This is a genomic window from Chryseobacterium sp. GM_Chr_2 (assembly GCF_026540445.1).
Lineage (GTDB): Bacteria > Bacteroidota > Bacteroidia > Flavobacteriales > Weeksellaceae > Chryseobacterium.
The window spans coordinates 85,181-110,107 of the sequence record NZ_JALNUD010000008.1; the positions used below are offsets into that span (position 1 = coordinate 85,181).

At 35.3% G+C, this 24,927-nt stretch carries 24 protein-coding genes; 18 read left to right on the top strand and 6 right to left on the bottom strand.

Annotation, left to right across the window (positions count from 1 at the left end):
* The first annotated feature begins 271 nt into the window (after positions 1 to 271).
* Both OXQ85_RS13355 and lipA read left to right on the top strand, forming a co-directional pair.
* Positions 272 to 832 carry an RNA polymerase sigma factor gene (locus tag OXQ85_RS13355; RefSeq protein WP_267405168.1) on the top strand — a complete coding sequence of 187 codons (561 nt, stop codon included), beginning with the start codon at positions 272 to 274 and terminating at the stop codon, positions 830 to 832.
* A gap of 121 nt (positions 833 to 953) precedes the next feature.
* The gene (lipA, locus tag OXQ85_RS13360) at positions 954 to 1,820 is read left to right on the top strand and encodes a lipoyl synthase (RefSeq protein WP_267405169.1); all 867 of its coding nucleotides are present in this window, start codon (positions 954 to 956) and stop codon (positions 1,818 to 1,820) included.
* Positions 1,821 to 1,964: 144 nt separating this feature from the next.
* Here lipA and OXQ85_RS13365 read toward each other — a convergent pair whose 3' ends face one another.
* The gene (locus tag OXQ85_RS13365) at positions 1,965 to 2,816 is read right to left on the bottom strand and encodes an AraC family transcriptional regulator (RefSeq protein ID WP_267405170.1); all 852 of its coding nucleotides are present in this window, start codon (positions 2,814 to 2,816) and stop codon (positions 1,965 to 1,967) included.
* Positions 2,817 to 2,999: 183 nt separating this feature from the next.
* On the opposite strand from OXQ85_RS13365, the gene OXQ85_RS13370 reads away from it, so the two are divergent.
* The gene (locus tag OXQ85_RS13370) at positions 3,000 to 4,202 is read left to right on the top strand and encodes an MFS transporter (RefSeq protein WP_267405171.1); all 1,203 of its coding nucleotides are present in this window, start codon (positions 3,000 to 3,002) and stop codon (positions 4,200 to 4,202) included.
* A 45-nt stretch (positions 4,203 to 4,247) separates the two neighbouring features.
* Here the strand turns inward: OXQ85_RS13370 and OXQ85_RS13375 are convergent, their stop codons facing one another.
* On the bottom strand, positions 4,248 to 4,628 hold the full coding sequence (locus tag OXQ85_RS13375) for an STAS/SEC14 domain-containing protein (protein WP_267405172.1): 381 nt from the start codon (positions 4,626 to 4,628) through the stop codon (positions 4,248 to 4,250).
* Between the two features lie 112 nt (positions 4,629 to 4,740).
* Between OXQ85_RS13375 and OXQ85_RS13380 the strand changes: the two genes are divergently transcribed.
* Positions 4,741 to 5,946, top strand: a complete 1,206-nt coding sequence (locus OXQ85_RS13380) for an FAD-binding oxidoreductase (RefSeq protein WP_267405173.1) — start codon at positions 4,741 to 4,743, stop codon at positions 5,944 to 5,946.
* A gap of 38 nt (positions 5,947 to 5,984) precedes the next feature.
* Here OXQ85_RS13380 and OXQ85_RS13385 read toward each other — a convergent pair whose 3' ends face one another.
* Positions 5,985 to 6,338 carry a hypothetical protein gene (locus OXQ85_RS13385; RefSeq protein ID WP_267405174.1) on the bottom strand — a complete coding sequence of 118 codons (354 nt, stop codon included), beginning with the start codon at positions 6,336 to 6,338 and terminating at the stop codon, positions 5,985 to 5,987.
* A 168-nt stretch (positions 6,339 to 6,506) separates the two neighbouring features.
* Between OXQ85_RS13385 and OXQ85_RS13390 the strand changes: the two genes are divergently transcribed.
* On the top strand, positions 6,507 to 7,046 hold the full coding sequence (locus OXQ85_RS13390) for a lipocalin family protein (RefSeq protein WP_267405175.1): 540 nt from the start codon (positions 6,507 to 6,509) through the stop codon (positions 7,044 to 7,046).
* Positions 7,047 to 7,227: 181 nt separating this feature from the next.
* On the opposite strand, the gene OXQ85_RS13395 is transcribed toward OXQ85_RS13390, so the two are convergent.
* On the bottom strand, positions 7,228 to 7,704 hold the full coding sequence (locus OXQ85_RS13395; protein WP_267405176.1) for a hypothetical protein: 477 nt from the start codon (positions 7,702 to 7,704) through the stop codon (positions 7,228 to 7,230).
* 114 nt (positions 7,705 to 7,818) lie between these two features.
* Between OXQ85_RS13395 and OXQ85_RS13400 the strand changes: the two genes are divergently transcribed.
* From OXQ85_RS13400 to OXQ85_RS13455, 12 genes are all read left to right on the top strand, one after another.
* Positions 7,819 to 9,069: a CinA family nicotinamide mononucleotide deamidase-related protein gene (locus OXQ85_RS13400; RefSeq protein ID WP_267405177.1), complete on the top strand. Its 1,251-nt coding sequence runs from the start codon at positions 7,819 to 7,821 to the stop codon at positions 9,067 to 9,069.
* Between the two features lie 114 nt (positions 9,070 to 9,183).
* Entirely contained in the window at positions 9,184 to 11,238 is a 2,055-nt protein-coding gene (locus OXQ85_RS13405) for a M13 family metallopeptidase (RefSeq protein WP_267405178.1), read from the top strand.
* A gap of 352 nt (positions 11,239 to 11,590) precedes the next feature.
* Positions 11,591 to 13,687 carry a M13 family metallopeptidase gene (locus OXQ85_RS13410; protein ID WP_267405179.1) on the top strand — a complete coding sequence of 699 codons (2,097 nt, stop codon included), beginning with the start codon at positions 11,591 to 11,593 and terminating at the stop codon, positions 13,685 to 13,687.
* Between the two features lie 158 nt (positions 13,688 to 13,845).
* Positions 13,846 to 14,394 carry a type VI secretion system contractile sheath small subunit gene (locus OXQ85_RS13415; RefSeq protein WP_267405180.1) on the top strand — a complete coding sequence of 183 codons (549 nt, stop codon included), beginning with the start codon at positions 13,846 to 13,848 and terminating at the stop codon, positions 14,392 to 14,394.
* A gap of 21 nt (positions 14,395 to 14,415) precedes the next feature.
* A complete protein-coding gene (locus OXQ85_RS13420) occupies positions 14,416 to 15,780 on the top strand; it encodes a DUF5458 family protein (RefSeq protein WP_267405181.1) in 1,365 nt (454 codons plus the stop codon).
* Between the two features lie 76 nt (positions 15,781 to 15,856).
* Positions 15,857 to 16,312 (top strand): hypothetical protein, encoded by a 456-nt coding sequence (locus OXQ85_RS13425; RefSeq protein WP_267405182.1) that lies wholly within the window; start codon positions 15,857 to 15,859, stop codon positions 16,310 to 16,312.
* Positions 16,313 to 16,451: 139 nt separating this feature from the next.
* Positions 16,452 to 17,495: an A/G-specific adenine glycosylase gene (gene mutY, locus OXQ85_RS13430; RefSeq protein WP_267405183.1), complete on the top strand. Its 1,044-nt coding sequence runs from the start codon at positions 16,452 to 16,454 to the stop codon at positions 17,493 to 17,495.
* A gap of 290 nt (positions 17,496 to 17,785) precedes the next feature.
* Positions 17,786 to 18,343, top strand: coding sequence for a gliding motility lipoprotein GldD (gldD, locus tag OXQ85_RS13435; RefSeq protein WP_267405184.1), 558 nt, complete (start codon positions 17,786 to 17,788; stop codon positions 18,341 to 18,343).
* A 31-nt stretch (positions 18,344 to 18,374) separates the two neighbouring features.
* Complete coding sequence (locus tag OXQ85_RS13440; RefSeq protein ID WP_267405185.1) at positions 18,375 to 19,298, top strand: PfkB family carbohydrate kinase; 924 nt, start codon at positions 18,375 to 18,377, stop codon at positions 19,296 to 19,298.
* 87 nt (positions 19,299 to 19,385) lie between these two features.
* Positions 19,386 to 20,759, top strand: a complete 1,374-nt coding sequence (locus OXQ85_RS13445) for a peptidylprolyl isomerase (RefSeq protein WP_267405186.1) — start codon at positions 19,386 to 19,388, stop codon at positions 20,757 to 20,759.
* A gap of 90 nt (positions 20,760 to 20,849) precedes the next feature.
* Positions 20,850 to 21,839 (top strand): nitronate monooxygenase, encoded by a 990-nt coding sequence (locus tag OXQ85_RS13450; RefSeq protein ID WP_267405187.1) that lies wholly within the window; start codon positions 20,850 to 20,852, stop codon positions 21,837 to 21,839.
* A gap of 15 nt (positions 21,840 to 21,854) precedes the next feature.
* Positions 21,855 to 22,631, top strand: a complete 777-nt coding sequence (locus OXQ85_RS13455; protein ID WP_267405188.1) for an alpha/beta hydrolase — start codon at positions 21,855 to 21,857, stop codon at positions 22,629 to 22,631.
* 82 nt (positions 22,632 to 22,713) lie between these two features.
* Here OXQ85_RS13455 and OXQ85_RS13460 read toward each other — a convergent pair whose 3' ends face one another.
* Both OXQ85_RS13460 and OXQ85_RS13465 read right to left on the bottom strand, forming a co-directional pair.
* A complete protein-coding gene (locus OXQ85_RS13460; RefSeq protein ID WP_267405189.1) occupies positions 22,714 to 23,334 on the bottom strand; it encodes a hypothetical protein in 621 nt (206 codons plus the stop codon).
* A gap of 28 nt (positions 23,335 to 23,362) precedes the next feature.
* Positions 23,363 to 23,662: a rhodanese-like domain-containing protein gene (locus OXQ85_RS13465; protein ID WP_267405190.1), complete on the bottom strand. Its 300-nt coding sequence runs from the start codon at positions 23,660 to 23,662 to the stop codon at positions 23,363 to 23,365.
* 122 nt (positions 23,663 to 23,784) lie between these two features.
* Here OXQ85_RS13465 and queG point away from each other — a divergent pair, with 122 nt between their 5' ends.
* The gene (gene queG / locus OXQ85_RS13470) at positions 23,785 to 24,729 is read left to right on the top strand and encodes a tRNA epoxyqueuosine(34) reductase QueG (protein WP_267405191.1); all 945 of its coding nucleotides are present in this window, start codon (positions 23,785 to 23,787) and stop codon (positions 24,727 to 24,729) included.
* Positions 24,730 to 24,927 lie beyond the last annotated feature (198 nt).

Below are 24,927 nucleotides of genomic sequence, written 5' to 3' on the forward strand. Positions count from 1 at the left end.
TGTAAATTAAAGATAAACGTTCTAAAAACTATCAACTAGTAACTATCAACTGTAAACTATCTTTAGAAGCTATTTCCAGCTCTCCGCACTCGCTATTTTGGTTGTTTTTTGGCGCGGCAGCGAAGCTGCCGCGCCAAAAAACAACCAAAATGAGCTCAAACAAATGCTGCGATCTGGGCTAGGGAGCAGTTCATCCAAACAAAAGTTAGTAAAAAATTCATAGAAATAATTCCATTGTATTTTTATCCAAAATCAATTATATTTGTTATTAATGAACGACGAACAATTATTCCAGCTCATCGGTAAGGCAAAGGAAAAAGACCAGAAAGCTCAGACTAAGCTCATCAACATCTTTTGGGTGGATGTTTTTTCTTTTGTGATGAAAAAAGTAAGGGATGAAAATGATGCAGATGAAATCACGGTGAATGTCTTTTCAAAAGTTCTTTCAAAACTGGAGATGTACGATCCGCATTTTCAGTTTAAAACTTGGGTATTAACGATTGCTCAAAATACCATCATCGATTTTTGGCGGAAAAAATCAAGAGAAAACCAAGATCCGACGGAAAATTTAGATGAAGTAAAGAATCAATATGCCAAATCTCCTGAAGAGTTGATGATTTCGGATGAAGAACAAAAAAAAATCATCAAGACCATCGAATCTCTGGATGCCAATTATCAGGATATTATCAAACTGAGGTTTTTTGAAGAAAAAAGCATCAAAGAAATTGCTGATGAATTGGGGATTTCTGTTGCCAATACGAAAGTTCGGGTTATGCGAGCGAAAAAAGTCTTAGCCGAATTGCTGAAGAATAACGAGTTTGAGGATAATTAATTTTATGAACTAATATTCATGGCTATAAATAATTTAAAATAAATTATCATTTTCATCAATTCATATCGTAGATGAAGTCGATAAAAAATTCACTAACTTTGAACCTCAATTTGAGAAATAAATGGAAAATTTAGTTCAAGATACTACCGTTCAAAAACCAAAATGGATTCGTGTAAAATTGCCTACTGGTAAGAATTACAGAGAATTAAGATCTTTGGTTGATAAATATAAATTAAATACAATTTGCCAAAGCGGAAGCTGTCCGAATATGGGCGAATGTTGGGGAGAAGGAACAGCCACTTTTATGATTCTTGGAAATATCTGTACAAGAAGCTGCGGATTTTGTGGGGTAAAAACCGGAAAGCCGCTTGATGTAAACTGGGATGAACCTGAAAAAGTAGCACGTTCGATCAAATTAATGAAGATTAAGCACGCCGTCTTAACGTCTGTTGACCGTGATGATTTGAAAGATATGGGTTCTATTCTATGGGGGGAAACCGTAAATGCGGTAAGAAGAATTTCTCCGGGAACCACGATGGAAACGCTAATTCCAGATTTTCAGGGTTTAACAAAACACCTTGACAGATTGGTAGATGTGGCTCCGGAAGTGATCTCTCATAACATGGAAACCGTAAAACGTTTGACAAGAGAGGTGAGAATTCAGGCAAAATATGAAAGAAGCCTTGAGGTTCTACGATATTTAAAAGAAGCTGGACAAAGAAGAACGAAAACTGGCGTAATGCTTGGTTTGGGTGAAGAAAAACATGAGGTTTTCCAAACAATCGAGGACATCAGAAATGCAAATGTTGACGTGATTACTTTAGGTCAGTATTTGCAGCCAACGAAAAAACATCTTCCGGTAAAGAAATTTATTACTCCTGAAGAGTTTGATGAATTCGGAGATTTTGCAAGAAGTTTAGGCTTCAGACACGTGGAAAGTTCGCCTTTGGTGAGAAGTTCTTATCACGCAGAGAAACATATTCACTAGAAAATATTCATCGCTTCAATTTTTGGAGCGATTTTTTTGTCATTGCGAGGAGCGAAGCGACAAAGCAATCTCTAACAGATTTAGCAGACGTTTGTGTTTATTTGTGCAAATAGTAGTGCTTTTCGTGTTTAAGTTCAAAAATAATTAGACAACCTTGCTCAAATGCTTTTTCTTAAACTCACTTGGCGTTTCATTCATTAATTTTTTAAACAGTTTATTGAAATAAGAGAGGCTTTCAAAGCCTACCTGAAAACAGACTTCGGTTATTCCTTCATTTTGAAGAAGCAGTAATTTCGCCTGATTAATTCTGTAATTATTCACAAAATCGGTGAAGGTCATATTCGTTTGTTTTTTAAAATACCGACAAAAAGCGGGCGTACTTAGATTCACATTTTCAGCAATAATATTCACGTTCGGATTTTTATCATAATTCTCGTGAATATAATCGTAGATCGTTCCCATTCTGATTTTATCATTCAGAAACCATTTGATTCGGGTATCTTCATTGTTTAATTCTTTCACTTCGGTGGAATGGGCGAGAATGTGTAAAATATCAATCAAACCTATCAAAGACTCAAAAGAATTTTTATCCTTCATCAGATGAAGTTTTTCAACCACAATTCTTTTGGTTTCTCCTGAAAAAGATAAACCTAAATAAGACCGATCCAGTAATTTTTTAATAGCATCAAATTCAGGAACGGGAATAATAATATTCTGAAGAAAATCTTCACGCATCTGAAGAACCAACTGTTTACATTCGGTCTGTATTTTATAATCGAAATTAAGATGCGGGATATTAGAGCCAATTAATAGAAGATCACTTCCTTCAAAATCCGAGATATTTTTTCCGACATGACGGATGCCGTTACATGCTTCAACGTACACAAGCTCGATTTCCGGATGGTAATGCCAGAAAAAGCAATTCTTCAGTGATGGAGAAAATAATTTAAAAGACTTACTTTCTTCAAACTCAATGATTTCTTTCTGAATTTTCATTATGTTCTCTTTTGATTAATATTTAATTCAAATTTAATTAAAAAGGTTAATACGGAGCAAATTTAGGTTAGCTGAGTTAAAGTTTAAATCATAATTTCTGACGATTTTTGCACTTTCAAAATAGAGTTAATTATCATGATTAGCTCTTTCTACAATAGTTTCAAAAAAAGGGTTACATAAAAAATGAAGATAGATAAAAGAATTATACCGCTGGCCATCGGTGGTTTAGGTATTGGAACGACAGAATTTACCGTAATGGGTCTGCTTCCGGATATTGCAAAAACCTTACAGATTACGATTCCCGAAGCAGGACATTTAATTTCTGCATATGCATTGGGAGTGGTGATCGGAGCTCCTATTTTGATTGGTTATTCCGTAAAATTTCCACCCAAAAAAGTATTGCTTTCATTGATGGTAATTTTCACACTTTTCAATGCATTATCGGCAGTAGCTCCTGATTATACAACGATGCTTATCATAAGATTTCTTTCCGGATTGCCGCATGGTGCATTTTTCGGAGTAGGAACGGTGGTTGCTGCAAGAATGGCGGCGAAAGGAAAAGAAGCATTTTATATATCGCTGATGTTCACAGGTCTCACCATAGCGAATCTCGCGATGGTTCCTTTGGTAACCTATATCGGGCATGCTTTCCATTGGAGATGGTATTTTGCAATCGTTGCCGTGATCGGATTGATTGCCCTATTATTCCTGAAACTTTGGCTTCCGGTAATTGAAACCAATGAAGACACGCATTTTAAAGAAGAAATTAAATTCCTTAAAAGAAAACAGGCTTGGTTTGTATTGATGATTACAGCCATTGGTTTTGGCGGGCTTTTCACTTGGTTCAGTTATATCACGCCTTTAATGACGGTAATGTCAGGTATCAAAGAAAGCCAGATGGCGTACGTCATGATTCTTGCCGGCGGCGGAATGGTAGTTGGTAATTTAGTTGGGGGTTATTTATCCGACAGATTAAGTCCTGAAAAAACCTGCGTTTTGCTGCTTACATTAATGATGGTTTCTTTGGCAGGCGTATTTTTCCTTTCAGAACATACTTATTTATCATTGGCATTAACCTTTATTTGTGGGGCTTTATCGATGTCGGTAGCAGCACCTATCAACATTATGATGATGAAAGCCGCACCCAAAAGCGAAATGATGGCCGCAGCATTTATGCAGGCTGCTTTCAACTGTGCGAATGCGATGGGAGCTTTCTTGGGAGGTTTACCTTTAGAAAAAGGATATTCTTATAATTATCCGTCTCTGGTAGGGGTTGGGATGACTTTAATAGGATTGATTATCGCTTTCAGATATAAACAATTGTACGGATCGCAGGTTCTTCATCAGGAGGAAATTCCTGTGGAAGCTGTTACATGTGACAAATAAAAAAAGGGAAGCAAATTGCTTCCCTTCCTCTTTAATAAATAATGCTTATGCCTCTACTTCATTGCCGTTTTTACACCAATACAAGGCATTGTATAAATTTTCTTTCGGAAAAGATTTAAATTCTCCGGGCATCACAACACTGAAAATATCAGTGAATTTTTGTACGCCTTCTTTATCCGTTACGATAGCCGCTCTGTTCCAATTTGCTAAATTTTTTAGACCCAGCAGAGCATCTTTAATCCACGCGCCCATTGTAAAATTATCCAGATCGGTATCCAAATACAGCAAGTAATTCAACTCTCCAAACTCGTCGACCTTCTTTTTTACACGCGGAATTACTAAATTATCAAAATCTTCTTTCGTTATCTCGCCCGTCGCATTGAATGCCGCAACATTCTCCGGAGCTTCTGGAATAATCGTTATCATAGTATATATTTTAATGTGGTTTGATTTTTAAGTCATAACAATAATTAAACCATTATCTAATTATGAATTCATAAAAGGCAAGGTTATTGAATGTTTTTGTGGAAAATATTCTATGAATCTTAAATCTAATGAACCTTTTTGGCTGTTAAAAAACGGATTGGTTTCTTCATATCCGTCCTTAAAATCTAATGAAGAATGTGATGTTTTGATTATCGGCGGCGGAATTACCGGAAGCTTAATTGCCCATCAAATGATTGCCGACGGTCATAAAACAATTTTGATTGATAAACGTGAAATTTGTAACGGCAGCACATCCGCAAAAACATCTATGCTTCAGTATGAAATTGATGTTCCTCTTTTTGAATTGATTGAAAAGATTGGTGAAAAAGGAGCTGTGGAAAGCTATAAAGCGTGTTCAGATTCTATTGATCAGCTGGAAAAACTTTCATTAAAAATTAAATCAAAAGCAGGTTTTAAAAGAAAACAGTCTTTATATTTTGCCTCAAAAAAGAAAGATGTGAATTGGCTGAAGGAGGAATATAAATCTCGAAAAAAGGCAGGATTTAAAGTGAAATGGCTGGAATCTGATGAAGTATTTAAAAAATTCGGATTTGAAAATACATTTGGCGGAATTGTTTCTGAGCAGGGAGCAAGCATCGATGCTTTTAAATTTTCTCATGAATTATTTGAATTGAATACGAAAAAAGGATTAAAAATATTCGATAAAACAGAAATGAGAAAAGTTGAATATTTTAAAGGTTATAATTTGATAACTGTTGATTCCGGATATCAGATTAAAGCAAAAAAGATTATTTACTGTATTGGCTATGAAAGTAAAAATTTAATCAAAGAACATTTTGTTGATTTAAAAAGTACTTATGCCATTGTTTCTGAGATTGATCATGATAAATTCAAAAATATCACTGATACTTTAGTCTGGAATACCGACGAGCCTTATATTTATATGAGAACCACAGACGATGCAAGACTGCTTATTGGTGGAGGTGATGAAGATTTTTATGATGCTAAAAAGCGCGATGCCCTTCTTGATAAAAAAGAAAAAGAAATTTTGAAAGTCCTCAAAAAGATAAAACCTGATTATCATTTTTACACCGATTTTGTCTGGGCAGGAACTTTCGGGGAAACAAAAGACGGACTGCCTTATATCGGGGAGCACAAAAACTTTAAAAACTCCTATTTTGTCCTGGGCTTTGGAGGAAATGGTATTACTTTTTCGGTTGCAGGGATGGAAATGGCTTCCCAATTCATGAAAGGGAAAAAGCATCCGCTTTCAAAATATTTTAAATTTGGAAGATAATTTTAGCAAAATAAAATAAACAGTTCAGAAAGAACTGTTTATTGATTGGTTAAAATAATAGATTTACCATTTCGGGTGACAAATTTTCTGGCTTCGGAAAACAATTGGGTGCTGATGGTAATTTCATTTTCATCTTCCGAAATTTTATACATATTTGAACTGAAAAGCGATTTATCAATGGAATGTTCAAACAGTTTTGTAGAATCAGATTGGTGAATAGAGTAGAAATCCACCTTGTAGTTGTCATTTCCGGTCTGGTAATACTTATAAATGATCTTTTCGTTCAGATCACTCGAAATAATTTTTGTTTCGATAAAATTACTTTGCTCAAGGAAAGAGCAGCTTTGCAGAAACAATGCGGGAAAGAGTAAAAAGTAAAAATGTTTTTTCATAGCTATGTTGTTTTACCAAAGATAATCAATGCTAAATCATTGACTGTTAACAGAATTTGAATTGATGTTAAGCTTTTGTCTTCTGAAACAACGTCAAACGTTCTACGTTTAAAAAATCAGGCATTATTTTTGAACCTTTTTTTAATAATCACACAAAATATTCTAATTATGACAACCTTTCAAAAAATAGCAATTCCAGTATCGCTCGGTGTTTTAGGATTATTAATATTCAATTCCTGCTCAGTCGGAATTCCAAAGGGAGCAACTGCCATTCAAAATTTTAACGCTGAAAAATATCTTGGAAAATGGTATGAAATTGCTCGTTTCGATTATAAATTCGAGAAAAATATGGATAATGTAACCGCAACGTATTCCAAAAATGAGAAGGGAACCATTCGCGTTGACAATAAAGGTTATGACTATATAAAAAAAGAATGGAAAGAATCTATTGGCGAAGCAAAATTTGTGAATAAAGAAACCGAGGCGCGATTGAAAGTTTCATTCTTCAAGCCAATTTGGGCAGGTTATAATGTGATTGATATCGATGAAAATTATCAATATGCATTAGTTGTCGGAAACAGTACAAAATATATTTGGATTTTATCCCGAACAAAAGAAATTCCCGAAAGTATCAAACAAAGATTTTTAGAAAAAGCTAAAAATATCGGCTATAATGTAGATGATCTTATCTGGGTGAAGCATGATTAAATTATGGCAATGAGTCTGCCGAAATAAAGCAAACTCATTAAAGAAATATACATTTAATTTGTCATACTGAAAGCATCTCAACCTTTAATTTAAGTGTTGTTTAGATGCTTTCAGCATGACAAACATGATTCAAAATTAATATGAAAATAAACTACGACTTTTTCAGAAAAACAAAAGAAATTTAGCTCAATTTTCTATATTCCTTCCATTCCTCATACCGATGATCAATCACTAATTTCATCAAATCATAATTATCATAGCTATCTTCGATGTGGTAAAATGTTTCATATTCATAGTCGTTTTCTTCGGCTTTCGCATCAAAAATATTCACATAATCATCCGCAAACGAACTGAAACGATTGCCAAAATCTGTATCATCTTTATAATAATCCTGCGCAAAGGCATTTCCCAATTCATTAAGATCATATTCGGAAAATTTACCATCCATAGAATCCATGATAAACTCGGCTCCGGTGATTTCTCTTCTTTTTAATTTTTCAATTTCTTCTTCACCATCCTCTTTAAGTTCATCAGAAATTAAATCTTTTTCAATACACCAATTCAAAAACATTCCGGTGTGTGTAGCTCCATTTTTTTCGGGAAGACCTTCCGGAAAATCACCGCCATAATGCCAGGAAGCATCATCATATTTAGACATAATCTTTAATTATAGTTTTAAACAATTTCTGTCAAAAATAGAAAAAATCAATTTATATTGTCCGTGATGCAGAATTTTCCGTCATTTGTAAAAAGATTTTTTTCGAAAATAAATATGGAAAATGCTGTTCTGATCACTATTGGTGACGAAATCCTGTCCGGAAATACAATTGATACCAACTCTAACTTCATTGCTACCGAACTTAAAAATATAGGAATAAAAGTTTCACAGATTTTTACGATTTCTGATGAAATTGAAACCATTAAAAATACCATTCAATCTGCTTTTGAAATTGGTGATTTAATTATTACAACAGGCGGTTTAGGTCCTACAAGAGACGATAAAACCAAGAAAGCCATTGCCGAATTTTTTAATGATGAAATTGCTTTGGATGAGGTTACTTTTAATCATCTTAAAAATTATATGGAAAAACGCGGTCGTCTGGAAATTCTGGAAAGAAACCGCGAACAGGCTTTTGTGCCTACGAAATCTACGGTTTTTCAGAATCATTTCGGGACAGCACCTTGTATGATGATGGAGCAGGACGGAAAGTTATTGTTCAGTCTTCCCGGCGTTCCTTATGAGGCAAAACCATTGATAAAAGACCAGATTGTTCCTTATTTGCAGGAAAAATTTAGCTTAAATTATATTTCCACAAGAATTGTTTCTGTGGTTGGAACTCCTGAAAGTATTTTGGCTGATACCATTGAGGATTGGGAATTGGCGTTGCCAGAAAACATGGCTTTATCTTACCTTCCGGTGGGAACCCGTGTAAAGTTGAGAATCACGGCGAGTGGTGAGAATGAAGCGTTTTTACAACAGCAATTGGAAGAAGAAATTCAAAAATTGTTGCCTTTAATTAAAGAGAATGTAATCGCAACGTCTGAAGATAAGATTGAAAAAATTCTGGGTGAACTTTTAAATGAAAGAAAACTGACGATCTCAACAGCAGAAAGCTGTACAGGCGGAGAATTGGCAAGATTAATTACCTCTAATTCCGGAAGCTCGAAATATTTTCTTGGCGGAGTTATTCCGTATGCTACAGAAAAGAAAATTCAGATTTTAAATGTAAAAAAAGAAACCGTTGATGAGTTTACCGTAGTAAGCGAACAGGTTGCTGCTGAAATGGCGAAAGGTTGTCAGAAATTGTTTGATACGAATATTTCTTTATCAACTACAGGCGTTGCCGGCCCCGGAAAAGGAGAGGACGGAAAAGATATCGGAACGGTTTTCTATGCGATTAAAGTGAATGATAAAGTGGTGACTTCAAAATTATATATGCCGCATCTCGATCGTGGGGATTTCATGAATTTTGTTTCGCAGAAAATTATTCAGGATGTGGTAGGAATTTTAATTTCTGAGTAAAATTTAGATTCATAAATTAAAGAAAATCAGGTGTTAATGGTGATTTTTAAAAAATGAAAATTTCCAGTAACAAATTGTAGAAAAATTAGACATATTGTAAAAATTGTTATTATAATGAAAAAATTAACGCTTTCCTTATTTTTGTTGGCAGGAGTTTGCTCACAAAATGTGAATGCTCAGGCAACTGCAACAAAAACGGCGGTAGCTGGAACGGATAAAGGTCTTGACCTTAGCTTGATGGACAAATCTGTACGTCCGCAAGATGATTTTTATAACTACGTAAGTGGTACTTGGATGAAGACTGCTAAAATCCCTTCTGATAAACCGACTTGGGGAAGTTTCAACAAATTGGCTGAGGATACAGACAATAATTCCATGACGATTCTAAACTCTCTTTTAAAGGATAAATTTGCTGACGGAACGGAAGGTAAAAAAATTCAGGATCTGTATGCAACTTACATGAACATGCAGAAGAGAAACGCTGATGGAATCAAACCTATTCAGGAGAATATCAACAAAATCGATGCGATTAAAACAGTTGCTGATCTTCAGAATTATTTAACTTCTGTAACGAAAGAAGGTGAGAACAATTTCTACGGATGGGGTGTAGATGCAGATCTAAAAGATTCTAAAATGAACGCGGTTTATTTAGGAAATGCATCGCTTGGTTTAGGAAGAGATTATTACCAGAAAGTAAACGAAAAAAATACAGAAGCTATCGCAGAATACACAAAGTATGTAGCCTCTATGTTGAAAGAATTAGGATATAAAAATGCTGATGCAGCTGCAAAAGGAATCGTAGATTACGAAAAAAGCATTGCTAAAACGTATTTAACGAATGAGCAAAGCCGTGACAACACGCTTCAGTACAATCCTAAAACGATGGCTGAACTTTCAGCTTTGGTTAAAAATGTGAATCTTCCGGCTTTCCTTAAGGCTGTAGGAGTAAATACAGATAAAGTAATCATTGGGGAATTAGGATACTACAAAAACCTAGATACATTCATCAATGCTAAAAATCTTCCTGTAATCAAGGATTATCTTAAATTCCACATGATCCACGGAAGTGCTTCTTACCTAAGCGAAAAATTGGGTGATATGAAGTTTGCTTTCTACGGTAAATATTTAAGAGGTCAGCAGGAGCAAAGAGCGCTTAACAAAAGAGGTTACGAGATCATCAACGGTACTTTGGGTGAAGCTTTCGGAAAGTTATATGTTGAAAAATATTTCCCTGCAGAAGCTAAAGCGCAGATGGTTGAATTAATTGATTATTTGAAGAAAAGTTTTGCCGTTCACATCAATAACCTGGCGTGGATGTCTGCTACCACAAAAGTGAAAGCAACGGAGAAATTAAACAAATTCACGGTAAAAGTTGCTTACCCTGATAAATGGAAAGATTATTCTAAATTAAATATCGTTTCTGAGGCAAAAGGTGGAAATTTATATTCAAACCTACAGAATATTACAGAATGGCAATACAACAAAGATTTAGCAAAAATAGGAAAACCGGTTGATAAATCTGAGTGGGGAATGACTCCACAAACGGTAAATGCCTACTACAACCCGGTAAACAACGAAATCGTATTCCCTGCTGCAATTCTTCAGCCGCCATTCTTCAATCCGCAAGCTGATGCTGCCGTTAATTTCGGTGGAATTGGTGCCGTAATCGGTCACGAAATGAGCCACGGATTTGATGATTCCGGTGCTCAGTTTGATGCAGATGGTAACTTGGTAGACTGGTGGACTCCAGAAGATAAAGCTAACTTCGAAAAAGCGACAAAAGCACTTGCTGCTCAGTATGATAAATATGAGCCTGTAAAAGGAACTTTCGTAAACGGAACATTCACAAACGGCGAAAATATCGCTGACCTTGGTGGTGTAAATATCGCTTATGATGCATTACAAATGTATTTGAAAGATAAAGGAAATCCTGGATCAATCAGTGGATTTACACAAGACCAAAGATTCTTCTTAAGCTGGGCAACCGTTTGGAGAACTTTATCTAGCGAAAAATACATGGTAAACCAGGTAAAAACAGATCCACACTCTCCTGGATATTTCAGAAGTTTCGGACCTATCATCAATGTTGATGCTTTCTACAAAGCATTCGACGTGAAGCAAGGAGATAAATTATACAAAGCTCCTGCAGACAGAATTAAAATCTGGTAATCATCAGATTAATAATATTGAAAACCGTTCAGCAATGAGCGGTTTTTTTGTTGGAAGATGTTCTAATTTTTTTTAGAAGCTTTTTCCCGCTTTCTACTTTATCTTTTTGGTTACGGGCTCCGCTTCGCTGCGCCCGCAACCAAAAAGGATGTCGTGTCAATCGGGGCTAGGGAGGTTGTCATTATAAAAACAGTTGCCTATTGAAGCATGGAAAGCATAAACTTATTTCATTAATTTTAAACCATATAAAGAATTAGACTTTATCCTTTTCATCAATTACTATTTATCCCTTATCATTTATAAACTAATTCGTATATTTGGTAAGTTTGTGTAAAATCAAAAATTATCTTTAATGAAAAAGCTAAATATTGGAATACTTGCCTTTTCGGGTTTGGTATTTTTAAATTCATGTGGTACTACCAAAACCGCAGATGCAGCTCAAAAAACTGAATCAACAATATCTGTAGAACCGGTGAGACAAGAAGAAGTAAAAGAGGAGGGGATCAATTTATCTTATATGGATAAAAGCGTGCGTCCGCAAGATGACTTTTTTAGCTACGTAAACGGAAATTGGGTAAAAACTACTCAAATTCCTTCTGATAAAGCGAGCTGGGGATCTTTCAATGCGTTGAGAGAAAATGTAGACGATGCTTCATTGGAAATTTTAAGCGGAATTTTATCCGAATCTTATCCTGCTGGTTCTGAAGGTCAGAAAATTCAGAATTTATACGCTTCTTTTATGGATACTAATAAAAGAAATGCAGACGGATTATCACCTATCAAAGCTGATTTAGCAAAAATCGATGCCATTAAAAATCTTAACGATTTACAGAAATATCTTTTAGATGCTACAAAATTAGGTGACAATTCTTTCTACGGATGGAGAGTTGGTGCAGATTTGAAAGATTCTAAAATGAATGCCGTATATCTTGGCGGTCCAGATTTGGGATTGGGAAGAGATTATTACCAAAAAGTAAATGAAGCCAACACCAAAACTTTAGCAGAATATCAATCGTATGTAGGAAAGCTATTTGGTGTTTTAGGATATAAAAATGCTGAAGCTTCTGCAAAAAATGTAGTTGATTTCGAAAAGCAATTAGGGAATTATTTATTGACGCTTGAGCAAAACAGAGATGCCAATTTAAGATATAATCCTAAAAATGTATCTGAGTTGGGAGGTTTGGTGAAAAATGTAAACCTTGCCAAATATCTTAAAGATGCGGGTGTAGACACCAACAGAGTAATTATTGGTGAACTGAAATATTACCAGAATATGGATCAGTTCATTACTCAAAAGAATCTTCCGTTGTTGAAAGATTATCTTAAATATCATCTGATTAACGGAAACGCAAGCAATTTGGACGAAAAATTAGAGCAAATACGATTTGATTTCTATTCTAAATATCTTCAGGGACAAAAAGAGCAGCGCCCGATGAACAAAAGAGGTCTTTCTTTAGTGAATGGCGTTTTGGGTGAGGCTTTCGGTAAATTATATGTTGAAAAATATTTCACACCTGAAGCAAAAGCGCAGATGGAGATGTATATTCAGTATATTTTAAAATCATTCAAAACACATATCAATGATATGGATTGGATGTCTCCTGAAACCAAAGTTAAAGCTCAGGAAAAATTATCAAAATTCACAGTGAAGATCGCTTATCCGGATAAGTGGAAAGATTATACTCAATTGAAAGTGGATGCGCCAAAAGAAGGAGCTACATTATATTCTAATCTTCAAAATGTTGCTGCATGGCAGTATCAGAGAAGTTTAGACAAAGTTGGAAAGCCTGTTGACAAAACAGAATGGGGAATGACTCCGCAAACGGTAAATGCTTATTATAGCGGTTCAAACAACGAAATTGTATTCCCTGCGGCTATTCTTCAGCCTCCTTTCTACAATCCAAAAGCAGATGCGGCAGTTAATTTCGGAGGAATAGGTGCAGTTATCGGTCACGAAATTTCTCACGGATTTGACGACAGCGGTTCAAGATTCGATGGAGACGGTAACCTGAATAACTGGTGGACGGATGCAGACCGTAAAAACTTTGATGCTAAAGTTGGTCAGCTCGCTGCTCAATACAGCGCTTACGAACCGGTAAAAGGAAGTTTTGTAAACGGTAAATTTACAAGTGGAGAAAATATCGGAGACCTTGGTGGTGTAGCAGTTGCTTACGATGCCCTTCAAATGTATCTTAAAGATAAAGGAAATCCAGGATTAATCAGTGGTTTCACACAAGATCAGAGATTTTTCATGAGCTGGGCAACGGTTTGGAGAACAAAAGCTACCGATCAGTATATGACGAATCAGGTGAAGACAGATCCGCACTCGCCGGGAATTTACAGAGCATTCGGCCCGCTGGTGAATCAGGATGCCTTCATCAAAGCATTTGATATCAAGCCTGGGGATAAAATGTATAAAGCTCCGGCAGACAGAATAAAAATTTGGTAAGACAAGCCAAAAATTGTTAGAAAAGAAAAACGCATCAGAAATGGTGCGTTTTTTTATTTATTTTTCCTTAGCTTAGTAATCCATAAAAATATTAATTTTAAACCGATATTTAGTTAATTATATTAAATATTTCAAGAAAAATCTTAACAATATTTTGTATGTTACAGTTTTTTTTTAAATTTAAACATTGGATTGGTCAGTTATTTGATGCAGATAAAACCAATTCATACCAAAACAGCAAATCTCAAAATAACAATAATATGGCAATGTTTAATTATGGCGTTGGCGGAAACGAAGTAAAAGTAGACGCTAATGAAGCTATCCAGGAAATCCAGGAAAATAAGTCGCTGATTGTGAGCCAGCTTACAACAGACGAGACATACGTTCCTGAAATTGTAACAGGATTAAAAACTGTGGACGACGTCTTCAAACATTTCCAACCTTCTGTAAGCGTACAACACGAAACGGAGGACGGTAATGTGGTGGAAGAGGAGTTCCGTTTTCAAAATCTTGCGGACTTCACCCCAAAAAATCTTACGCAAAAATCTGACTATTTACAGCAACTCAGCATGGAGCAGGAGCAATACAACAAAATTGTTCGCCAGCTGAAAACGAATAAAATTCTGCGTAATATGCTGGAAAACGATCAGACAAGAGCTGCGTTTGTGGAAGTATTGAAAGAAGTGGCACAAGAACTTGAAAAATAATCTAAAGACTTTACATTAATCATGGATAGTAAATTACAGGCAGCTGAGAACCAACAACAAGGACAACAGCAGCAACATGCGGGGCAACCGAAAGGTAATCCGCTTGCCGAACTCAATAAAATAGGAGGATTTGGTTTTGTGGAATCTGTTGTAGACGGAATCGCCAATATGAACCCTACGAGAAAGGCGAGGAAAGAAATCTTCCTTAACGATAATAATAAATCAGACGAAAGAAAAGAATTGCTTCAAAAAATTAACCTTTGGATAGATCTTTTGGAAAAAAATGAATCGGCTGATAAAATGGCAGATACCTGCAAATCTAAAGCACAGGCTGCAGATCAGAATTTAAAATCAAACTTAAAAAACGCTTTAGATGCCGTACGTCTGTTGGAAACCAACTACAGAACGGTAGCGCAATTCTACAAAAATACCGAGCTTGATAAGGTTGATAACGTAAGTATTGTGAATGCAAGTCTAGAGCAGGTTTCAGATTTAGACAATCCTTTGTTTATCGATGCGATTTCCGAAGAATTTAAAAATTATTATGACCGTCTAGATCTTCGAGATAACTATTCTATCTTGGCAATTCCAGGGTATTTAGGATCGAATAAAGTCATTGAAAAATGGGCTAAAATCTGTAACGAAAACAAAGTAATGATGGTTACGGATTTTGCTAATCTTGATAAGCCGGATGACGTGGTAGATTTATTCCATTCTGCTAATTTGACTGGTGGTGAGTTGCATAGAAGTAATGTCATCATGACGTGTAACTGGCTTGTAGGTCGTGGAAAAGCTGAAGAAGTAGGAGAAGAGGAAAATGTAGAGCTTCCGCCTTCAACTTCATTGGCTGGAAAGATTCATAAAACATTGATGTCTCAGGTTGCGGCAGGTAAAAAGCATGGTAATATCAATGAAGTAGATGCCGTGAAATTTGAATTGAAGAAAAGTGAAATTTCTCAGTTGGAAAAAATGGGACTGGTTCCTATGGTCAACGAATATGGGAAGATCATGGCTTTCTCGGCAAAAACATTGTTTACAGGAGACAATATCGGGCTTCAGACCTATTCCGTGGTTCGTGTATTCGATTACGTAACCAAAGTTTTGCTTGATTTCCTGAACAGAAGAGCTTTCGAAAACTGGAATGCGAGAAACGAGGACGATTTGAGAAGACAAATTGTTACTTTCTTAGACGGTATCAAAGGTGCTGATAAATTGATTGAAAAATTCAAAATTGTTCGTTTCGAGCAGGATAAAGTGAACAAAGACAGAGTTTGGCTGGATATTCGTTTAACGCCTTATTTCCCTACAAAAAGTTTCGTTATTAAATTAGACGGACATAAAGGAGATGATGGTAACGAATGGGACGCTGAATACATTCAGGATTAAATATAACCGAATTATAAATACTAAACCGATGCTTTCAAACATCGGTTTTTTTCTACCAAACCTTATGAAATTGAATATGAAATTAAGGCTGAATCATTTTTTGCCTGTACTTTTTATGGGTTTTTTATTCAGCTGTGAAAAAAAATATCAAAGACCTGACGAATATAAGGTTGATCTTTTTAAAGACGAAAGATCCGAAAATCAAGCTTATGTTATGAGTGAAGATGAAGCTTATGACAAAAGTGACATGGTGCTTTCCAGCTCAAATACTCAACTCATCGACAGCTCTGCAGGACGCGGAAAATCTTTTTTCATTTATAAAATTAATGCTGGAAGCGTAAAGAAAACCACACGCGATTCTATAGTGACTTTTCCGATTGAAATTCTTTCGACGCAAAAATTAAAGTTTAAAAAAGATTCTTCTTATATTTTCCTTCAAAAATTAAAAGGCTTTAAATTTATTGCGGAAGAGAAGAAAATAAAATATCAATGGGTTACGGGCGCTCCTGTTTATCCTGTGAAAAATAATTAAATTATCTTTGCATTAATAAATAGATGCTTCGACAGGCTTCAGCATGACATTTTGAATACTAGCTGTTTTATAGCAGCAAATTTGTAGCGTGGTCATGCTGAGCTTGTCGAAGCATCTAAAATGAAGAAGACAAAAACTTTTGGAAAAGATAGAAAACGCAGACTTCAAACATATCGGAAATCAACTTCTGATATGGTACAAAAAAAATGGCCGTGATTTACCATTCAGACAGACTAAAGATCCCTATAAAATCTGGATTTGTGAGATTGTTTTTCAGCAGACGAGAATCCAACAAGGGCTGAATCATTATAATAATTTCATCAAAAGATTTCCCGATGCAAAAACGTTGGCAGAAGCCGATGAAAATGAAGTTTTATTGTATTGGAAAGGTTTGGGTTATTATTCAAGAGCGATCAATGTTCATAAAGCGGCTCAGCAGATTATGAACGAATTTGGAGGTGTTTTTCCTGATGAATATGATGAAATTTTAAAATTGAAAGGAGTAGGGAAATATACGGCTGCTGCGGTTTCCAGTATTTGTTTTGATGAAAAGATTCCTGCGGTTGACGGTAATTTTTATCGTGTTTTAAGTCGATTGTTTGCTGATGATTTTGATATTTCCAATTCCAGAGCATTCAATTATTTTTCTGAGCTTGCCCATTTAATTTTGCCTGAAAATGTTGGCGATTTTAATCAGGCAATGATGGATTTAGGTTCGGAAGTCTGCAAGCCTAAAAATCCTCTTTGCGGAGAATGCCCTTTAAATAATGATTGTTTAGCTTTTTCATTACATAAAATTTCAGAATTTCCTGTTAAGAAGAAAAAAGTAAAAGCAGAAGATTTAGATCTGAAATATTATTTCGTTCATAGAAACGGACAGTTTTTAATTCAACAGAGAAAAGATGATTTTATCTGGAAGAAACTGTTTGAATTTCCGCCGACGATTTCGGATGATTTAATTCCTTTTATTAAAAGCATAAAAACGGTTAATCATAAACTTACACACAAGAATTTAAGCATAGAAATCTTTAATGTTGAGGTAGATTCAGAAGAAGCTTGGAATAAATTTGTAATTGAAAATGAATATAAAATAACCAATGTTGAAGGCTCTCACGAAATGTCTTTTCCAAAACCGTTGGAAAATTATATCCAGAGTTATGATAAGGCGTACAGGATTCTTTAGGAGGCTGGAAGTGGGGTGATGGATGCTGAAGGTTTATCTTATTGGGAATAAATTTTTCACTTCGTCTTCGCTCCGTTCAGTCGGGTTATTTATAGAAAATAGATGCTTTAAGATCTTCGCTGAGTGAAACGCCTTTGCGAACTTAGAAACGAATAGTAGTCAAAAAATCTTAGTGTCCTTTGCGTTAAAAACAAAGCCATCCTAATAAAATTCAATTTTCAAATTCAAAACGCATTGAAATGCTGAAATTTGTCTCCCAAAATCTGAAATCTAATTTGTACTTTTGCAAAATGATTAAAAAAGTCATTTTTATTTTCGCGTCGTTACTGCTGCTGTCTTGTGTAAAAGATCCTATTCCCAAGCCGTACGGAGAACTTCGTTTAGAATATCCGGCTCCGAAATATCAGAAATTTGAAAACAACTGTGCTTATACTTTTGAATATTCAGATTTTGCCAAGATTGCGGATGCCAAAAGACCTTGCTGGTATTATCTGAACTATCCGAAAATGAAGGCGAAGGTTTTTGTGACGTATTATCCTATACAAAATGATTTTGATGCACACATCAAAGAAGCTGAAAAAATGGTGTACGAACATACCATTAAAGCAAGTGCAATCGATACGAAATCTTTCGAATATCCTGAAAAAAAGGTCTACGGAAATTTTTATGAATTGAAAGGGCAAACGGCTTCTAATCTTCAATTTTACATTACAGACAGTACGAAACATTTCGTAACTGCTTATCTATACTTTAACACGAGACCGAAACCGGATTCTCTCGCGCCGGCAGTAGATTATATCAAAAAAGATATGAAACATCTGCTCGATACATTTGAATGGAAAAAATAATTTAGTCTTTAAAATATACTTTGAAAAAAATATGAAACTTTTAGTTGTAGGAAGTGTTGCATTTGACGCAATCGAAACGCCATTTGGGAAAACAGATAAAATTTTAGGAGGTGCCGCTACTTATATTGGTATTACTTCGTCTATTTTAGGCGTAAAATCCGGAATCGTTTCTGTAGTAGGAGGAGATTTCCCACAAGCACACCTTGATATGTTTACCGACAGAGACGTAAACATCGAAGGTATTGAGATCGTAAAAGAAGGTAAAACTTTCTTCTGGGCTGGTAAATACCACAACGATTTGAATACGAGAGATACGTTGGCTACAGAAGTAAATGTTTTAGAGAACTTCGACCCGAAAATCCCAGATTCTATGCAGGATGCAGAGATCTTATTATTAGGAAACCTTCACCCAGGAGTACAACTTTCAGTTCTTGAAAAGATGAATACCCGTCCGAAGCTGGTTATTCTTGATACTATGAATTTCTGGATGGATTCTGCTTTGGATATCTTAATGGATATGATTGCTAAAACAGATGTGATCACAATCAATGACGAAGAAGCAAGACAACTTTCAGGAGAATATTCTTTGGTAAAAGCGGCGAAGAAAATCCATACAATGGGACCTGAATATGTGATCATTAAAAAAGGAGAGCACGGAGCTTTACTTTTCCATGATAACAAAGTATTTGCGATTCCTGCGTTGCCGTTAGAAGATGTATTCGATCCAACCGGAGCGGGAGATACTTTCGCGGGAGGTTTTGCAGCGTATTTAGCTAAAAAAGAAAAGATTGATTTCGAAACCATGAAGTCTGCTTTAATCGTAGGTTCTGCAATGGCTTCTTTCACGGTTGAAAAATTCGGAACAGAAAGAATTCAGGAAGTAAACGAAGCAGATATGTTCAGCAGATTGAGACAATTTAAAGAATTGACGACTTTTGATGTAGAACTGCAATAAATAAATCTTTTTAAGAAATATTTATAATAAAAAATTTAGTGTAATTCATTAAGAATTCTAAATTTGCAACTTGTTTAAAATAGTAAAATGATAAATAAACTAAAAATCACTTTTCTTTTTGGAGTTTTCATCATGTTATTTGCTACAAATACCATGAAAGCTCAGTTAAAACAAGGAGAATTAGTGGATGGTATTGCTGCTGTAATTGGTGATGAAATTGTTTTGGAGTCTGATATCAACGAGCAGATAAATTACGCAAAACAACAGGGGGCATCCAGTAATGTTGATAAGTGTGATTTCCTTGAAAATCTTCTTAACAATAAGCTTTTGGTATATGAAGCTAAAAAAGATACCTTAATTGAAAACCGTTCTGCGGCTATCAAAGATCAGGCAAATGCTAAGTATCAGCAGATGCTTTCTCAGTTTCCGGACGAGAAAACAATGTTGGCAGCGTATAAATTCAGAAATGGCTATGAAATGAAAAATGCCATTGAAAAAATTGATACCGACCAATATTACGGACAGGCTAAATACCAGAGAGTTACTGAAAAGGCAGACGTTACACCAAACGAGGTAACAGATTTCTATAACTTATATAAAAGCCAGCTTCCTGAGATTAAGGATGAGGTTTCTTTAGCTCAGATCGAGATGGCTCCGAAGCTTACCGAAGCTCACAAACAGGAGATTATCAACAGACTGAAGAAAGTAAAAGCAGATATTCAGGGAGGTGAAACTTTTGAAAGCCAGGCAAGAATTTATTCTGAAGATACAGGATCTGCGTCTAACGGTGGTTTGTATAAAAACATCAACAAAGGGCAGATGGTAAAAGCGTTTGAAGCAACTGCTTTGAACCTTCAGGAAGGAGAAATCTCTGATCCTGTAGAATCTGAATTTGGTTATCATTTAATTCAGTTGATAAAAAAATCAGGAAAGCAGTATGATGCAAGACATATTCTTTTAAAAGCGACTCCTACAGACGAGGAAATTACAACGGCTAAAAAGAAACTTGATAGTATCAGAACGTTAATTCTTGACGGTAAAATTACCTTTAAAGATGCCGCGTTTAAATTCTCGGATGATAAAAGAACGAAGTTCAACGGAGGGGTAATTCCAGGATCTGACGGTTCAAACAAACTGGAAAGAGAAAGTATTCCGGGAACAATCAGCTACGAATTAGCTGGTCTTAACAAAGATGATATTACAACAGCTTTTGATGACGTTGATGACAGAGAAAGAAAAGTGGTAAAGATCATTAAAGTGGAAGACGTAATTCCTGCGCACCAGATTAAGCTTGAAACTGACTATGACAGAATAAAGCAAATGGCGCTTAATAAAAAGAAAAGTGAAATGGTTGAAAAGTTTGTGAATTCAAAACTGCCCACTACCTTTATTTCCATCGACAAGCGTTACGATACTTGTCAGCTGAAAGGCAACTGGAATAAAGACGCCATCAAAAAATAAACAAAAAACCTTCAGAAGTTCTGGAGGTTTTTTTATGCAAAAAAGTGCTGAAACACTTTGTGGAAGCGTGGTTTTTATTATTTTTACAATATGAGCCAATTTATAGATTTCAATTCAGCTAAAAAACTTCACGATATGCATCAGAATCAAAATAGAATTACACAATTGTTTAATATTCAATATCCTATCATTCAGGCTGGGATGATTTGGCATTCAGGCTGGAGACTGGCTTCGGCGGTTTCCAATTGTGGTGGTTTGGGATTGATTGGCTCAGCAAGTATGTATCCTGATATTTTGCGTGAAAATATTCAAAAATGTAAGAAAGCTACAGATAAGCCTTTCGGGGTGAATGTCGCTTTGCTTTACCCGAATTTAGAAGAAATCATTAATATTATTTTGGAAGAAGGAGTGAAAATCGTTTTCACATCTGCCGGAAGCCCGAAAGCGTATACTGAAACACTTCAGAAGGAAGGTGTAAAAGTAGCTCACGTAGTTTCTTCGACGAAATTTGCAGTGAAATGTGAAGATGCAGGAGTTGATGCTATTGTTGCGGAAGGTTTCGAAGCAGGCGGTCACAACGGAAGAGACGAAACAACAACTTTTTGTTTGATTCCAAACGTCAGAAAACATATTTCAAAACCCCTGATAGCAGCTGGTGGAATTGCTTTAGGTTCCCAAATGAAAGCAGCAATGATTCTTGGAGCAGACGGCGTTCAGATCGGTTCCCGTTTTGCAGCAACAGTAGAAGCCAGTGCTCATGAAAATTGGAAACAAAAAATTACAGAACTTCAGGAAGGCGATACGCATTTAACTTTGAAAGAATTGGCGCCTGTAAGAATGGTCAAGAATAATTTCTTTAACGAGCTTGAAGAAATTTATAACGTTGGAAGAAATAAAGAATCTCTGATCGCTTCTTTAGGTCGTGCAAGAGCCAAGAAAGGAATGTTCGAAGGGGATATGGAAGATGGTGAATTAGAAATAGGGCAGGTTTCTGCTTTGATTGATGATGTTCTCCCTGTGGAAACTGTTTTCCAAAATTTATTGAAAGAATTTAACGAAACAAACAATCCGAGTTTATAATTAAATTTTAAAGTAATGGAAGGAAGGATTATCGATGTAAATGGTAAAAAACTTTATACAGAATATAATAATTCATTTAAAAATAAACCAACAATTGTCTTTTTACATGATTCTTTAGGTTCAACTCAGCTTTGGAGAGATTTTCCTGCAAAATTGGCAGAAGCTACGCAATGTAATACTTTGGTTTATGATCGTATAGGCTACGGAAAATCTTCCCCGATGCCAACTCATGAACGAGAAAATAATTACATGGAATCAGAAGCCGATTTACTGAATGATCTTTTGGAGGAATTAAATATAAATGATGTCATTCTCTTCGGTCACAGCGACGGTGGAACGATCGCATTAATTACAGCTTCAAAATACCCTGAAAAAATAAAAGCAACTATCTGCGAAGCCGGACATATTTTCGTGGAAGATGTAACGGTAAAAGGCGTAAAAGATGCGTTGGAAGCTTACAAAACAACTAATCTTCCTGAGCGTTTACAAAAATACCATGGTGATAAAGTGGAAATGATTGTCAAAGCTTGGACTGAAATCTGGTTAAGCGATCGATTCAGAACCTGGAATATTGAATATTTGCTGAAAAACATAACGTCTCCTTTATTATTCATTCAAGGCGAAGATGACGAATACGGCACTTTGGATCAGGTTGAAAAAACAATTTCTCAAGTAAGTGGAAACGCAGAAAAATTTATCATTCCAAACATCGGGCATACACCGCACAAGGAAAAGCCGGAGGTAGTTTTAGAAAGGTCAAAAGAATTTATCACTACAGTTTTGAATTCTTAAAGCATCAATAGGAGCGGACTTTAGTCCGCTTTACTTTTTTAAAACAGATAGTAATTGGCTTTAGCCAAAGCTTAAAATTCATCTATAAAGTCTCAATTTCAAATAAAATATTCTCTCTTGCCCTATTTTCATATTTTTCTTTAAAAACATCCGTTTTAAAAATATTCTCCAGTTCTGAAAAATGTTTCAAAACTTTTTTTCTTCCAGGTTTGTATAATAAATCAGGATAGATAGAATATTCTTTTCGAATCTTTTTGGTGTAATCTAAATAGGTTTCCCAATCTTTTCCAAGAATCGAAAGATCTGCATCCAAAAGATAATTCGTGTCTTTGTTTTCCGATTTCTGATGAGATTTTGTGGCTAAGATTTGAAAATGGATTTCAGAAATATCAGCCGTGTTTACGTTTAATTGCTGAAGCCTTTTTCTTGTAAAATCGGCACTTTTCTCTTCATTGGTTTTGGATGAAGCATCATAAATAACATCATGATAAAATACAGAAAATGAAATATTGATGAAGTTTGAAATTTGATCTTTTGCTGTATCAAGCTCAGCAAACATATTTTCCAGATGCTCCAAATTATGATAATGTCTGCTTTTCCCAGAATATTTCTTTTCGATTTCCTGCCATAAAGAGTCAATCAAATTTTGATCTTGTGTAAATGGAAAGCAGGTTTGTGTAAATCTTTCTTTCAGTTCCATCATTGAGTATTTTAGATAAAAAAAGGAACTTTTAAAAAGTTCCTTGATTTGCTTCCAGATTCGCTTTAAGTTCAGCCCAGCCACCGCCGTTATAGCCATCTTTTAAACCTTGCGAATTAAGATATTCCAATGCTTTTCCGCTTCTGTTTCCGCTTCTGCAGAACAAAATAACAGGTTTTTCGATAGATAAAATTTCTTCCTGTCTGTCTTCTACTTCACCTAGCGGGATATTTTTAGCCCCTTCAATATTTCCGTCCATTTCCAATTCCATTGGCTCACGAACATCAATTAATTCATAATTTCCTGATTTTATTACTTCTGCTAAAGACATAATTGTTACTATTTAGAGTTAAAAAAAATATTAAATGGAGTATTCCAAAGATGCATACCTTTGTTTAATATTCCAAAGTCTAAACAAATTTATAAAATAATCTTAGTTTTGCAAGGCGAATTATGAATTCAAGTGCCGAAAAATATTCACAGCTTATTAAAACCAAAGCGAAAAGTTTTGGGTTTCAGAACTGCGGCATTTCAAAAGCTGATTTTTTGGAAGAAGAAGCTCCTAAACTCGAACAATGGCTGAAGAATAATTTTCATGGAGAAATGAAATACATGGAAAATCATTTCGATAAAAGATTAGATCCCAGATTATTGGTAGAAGGTTCAAAATCTGTTATTTCGCTTTCTTATAATTACTTTCCCGAGGAGAAAATTTCCACTTTAGAGAATTTTAAGATCTCAAAATACGCTTATGCTGAAGATTATCATGAAGTGATAAAGGATATTCTCCGCGAAATGGTTTCCGAACTGCAGAATGAAATCGGCGAATTTGGATTTCGGGTTTTTGTAGATTCGGCGCCCATTCTCGAAAGAAGTTGGGCTAAAAAATCAGGAATCGGATGGGTGGGCAAAAATGCAAACCTGATTACCAAACAGAGCGGATCGTTTTATTTTTTGGCAGAAATTATTTGTGATTTAGAACTTATTCCCGATCATCCAACAACAGATCATTGCGGTTCCTGCCGGAAATGTATTGACGCTTGCCCGACGAATGCCATTATTTCTGAAAAAATTGTAGACGGAAGCAAATGTATTTCTTACGCAACGATTGAGCTAAAAAATGAAATTCCGGATTATTTTCACGATAAAATGGATGACTGGATGTTTGGATGTGATGTTTGCCAAGATGTATGCCCGTGGAATCGATTTTCAGCGCCTAATAAACAAAGTAAATTTCAGCCCAACGAATCATTGAAAAATTTCAAAAAGGGAGAATGGAAGGAACTTACGCAGGAACTTTTCTCAGAGATTTTCAGAAAATCTCCAGTTAAAAGAACCAAATTTGCAGGTTTGAAAAGAAATATTGAGTTCCTGGAAAAATCTTCATTTAAAAAATAGTTCAAATTTTTGGTGATAAATCCTCGTTTGGAATTTTGTCTTTCCAAAGTTAAAGAGGATAATCGACCATTCCTTACATTTTTCGTTGTAAGGAGGTTAAGATTTAACTAAATAAATTTCTGTAAAAGCCTTTCCTAAAAAGAAAAATTGACTTTCATGAGAGTATTTCTCCTGAAAATCAACGTCTTTTTTGTACTC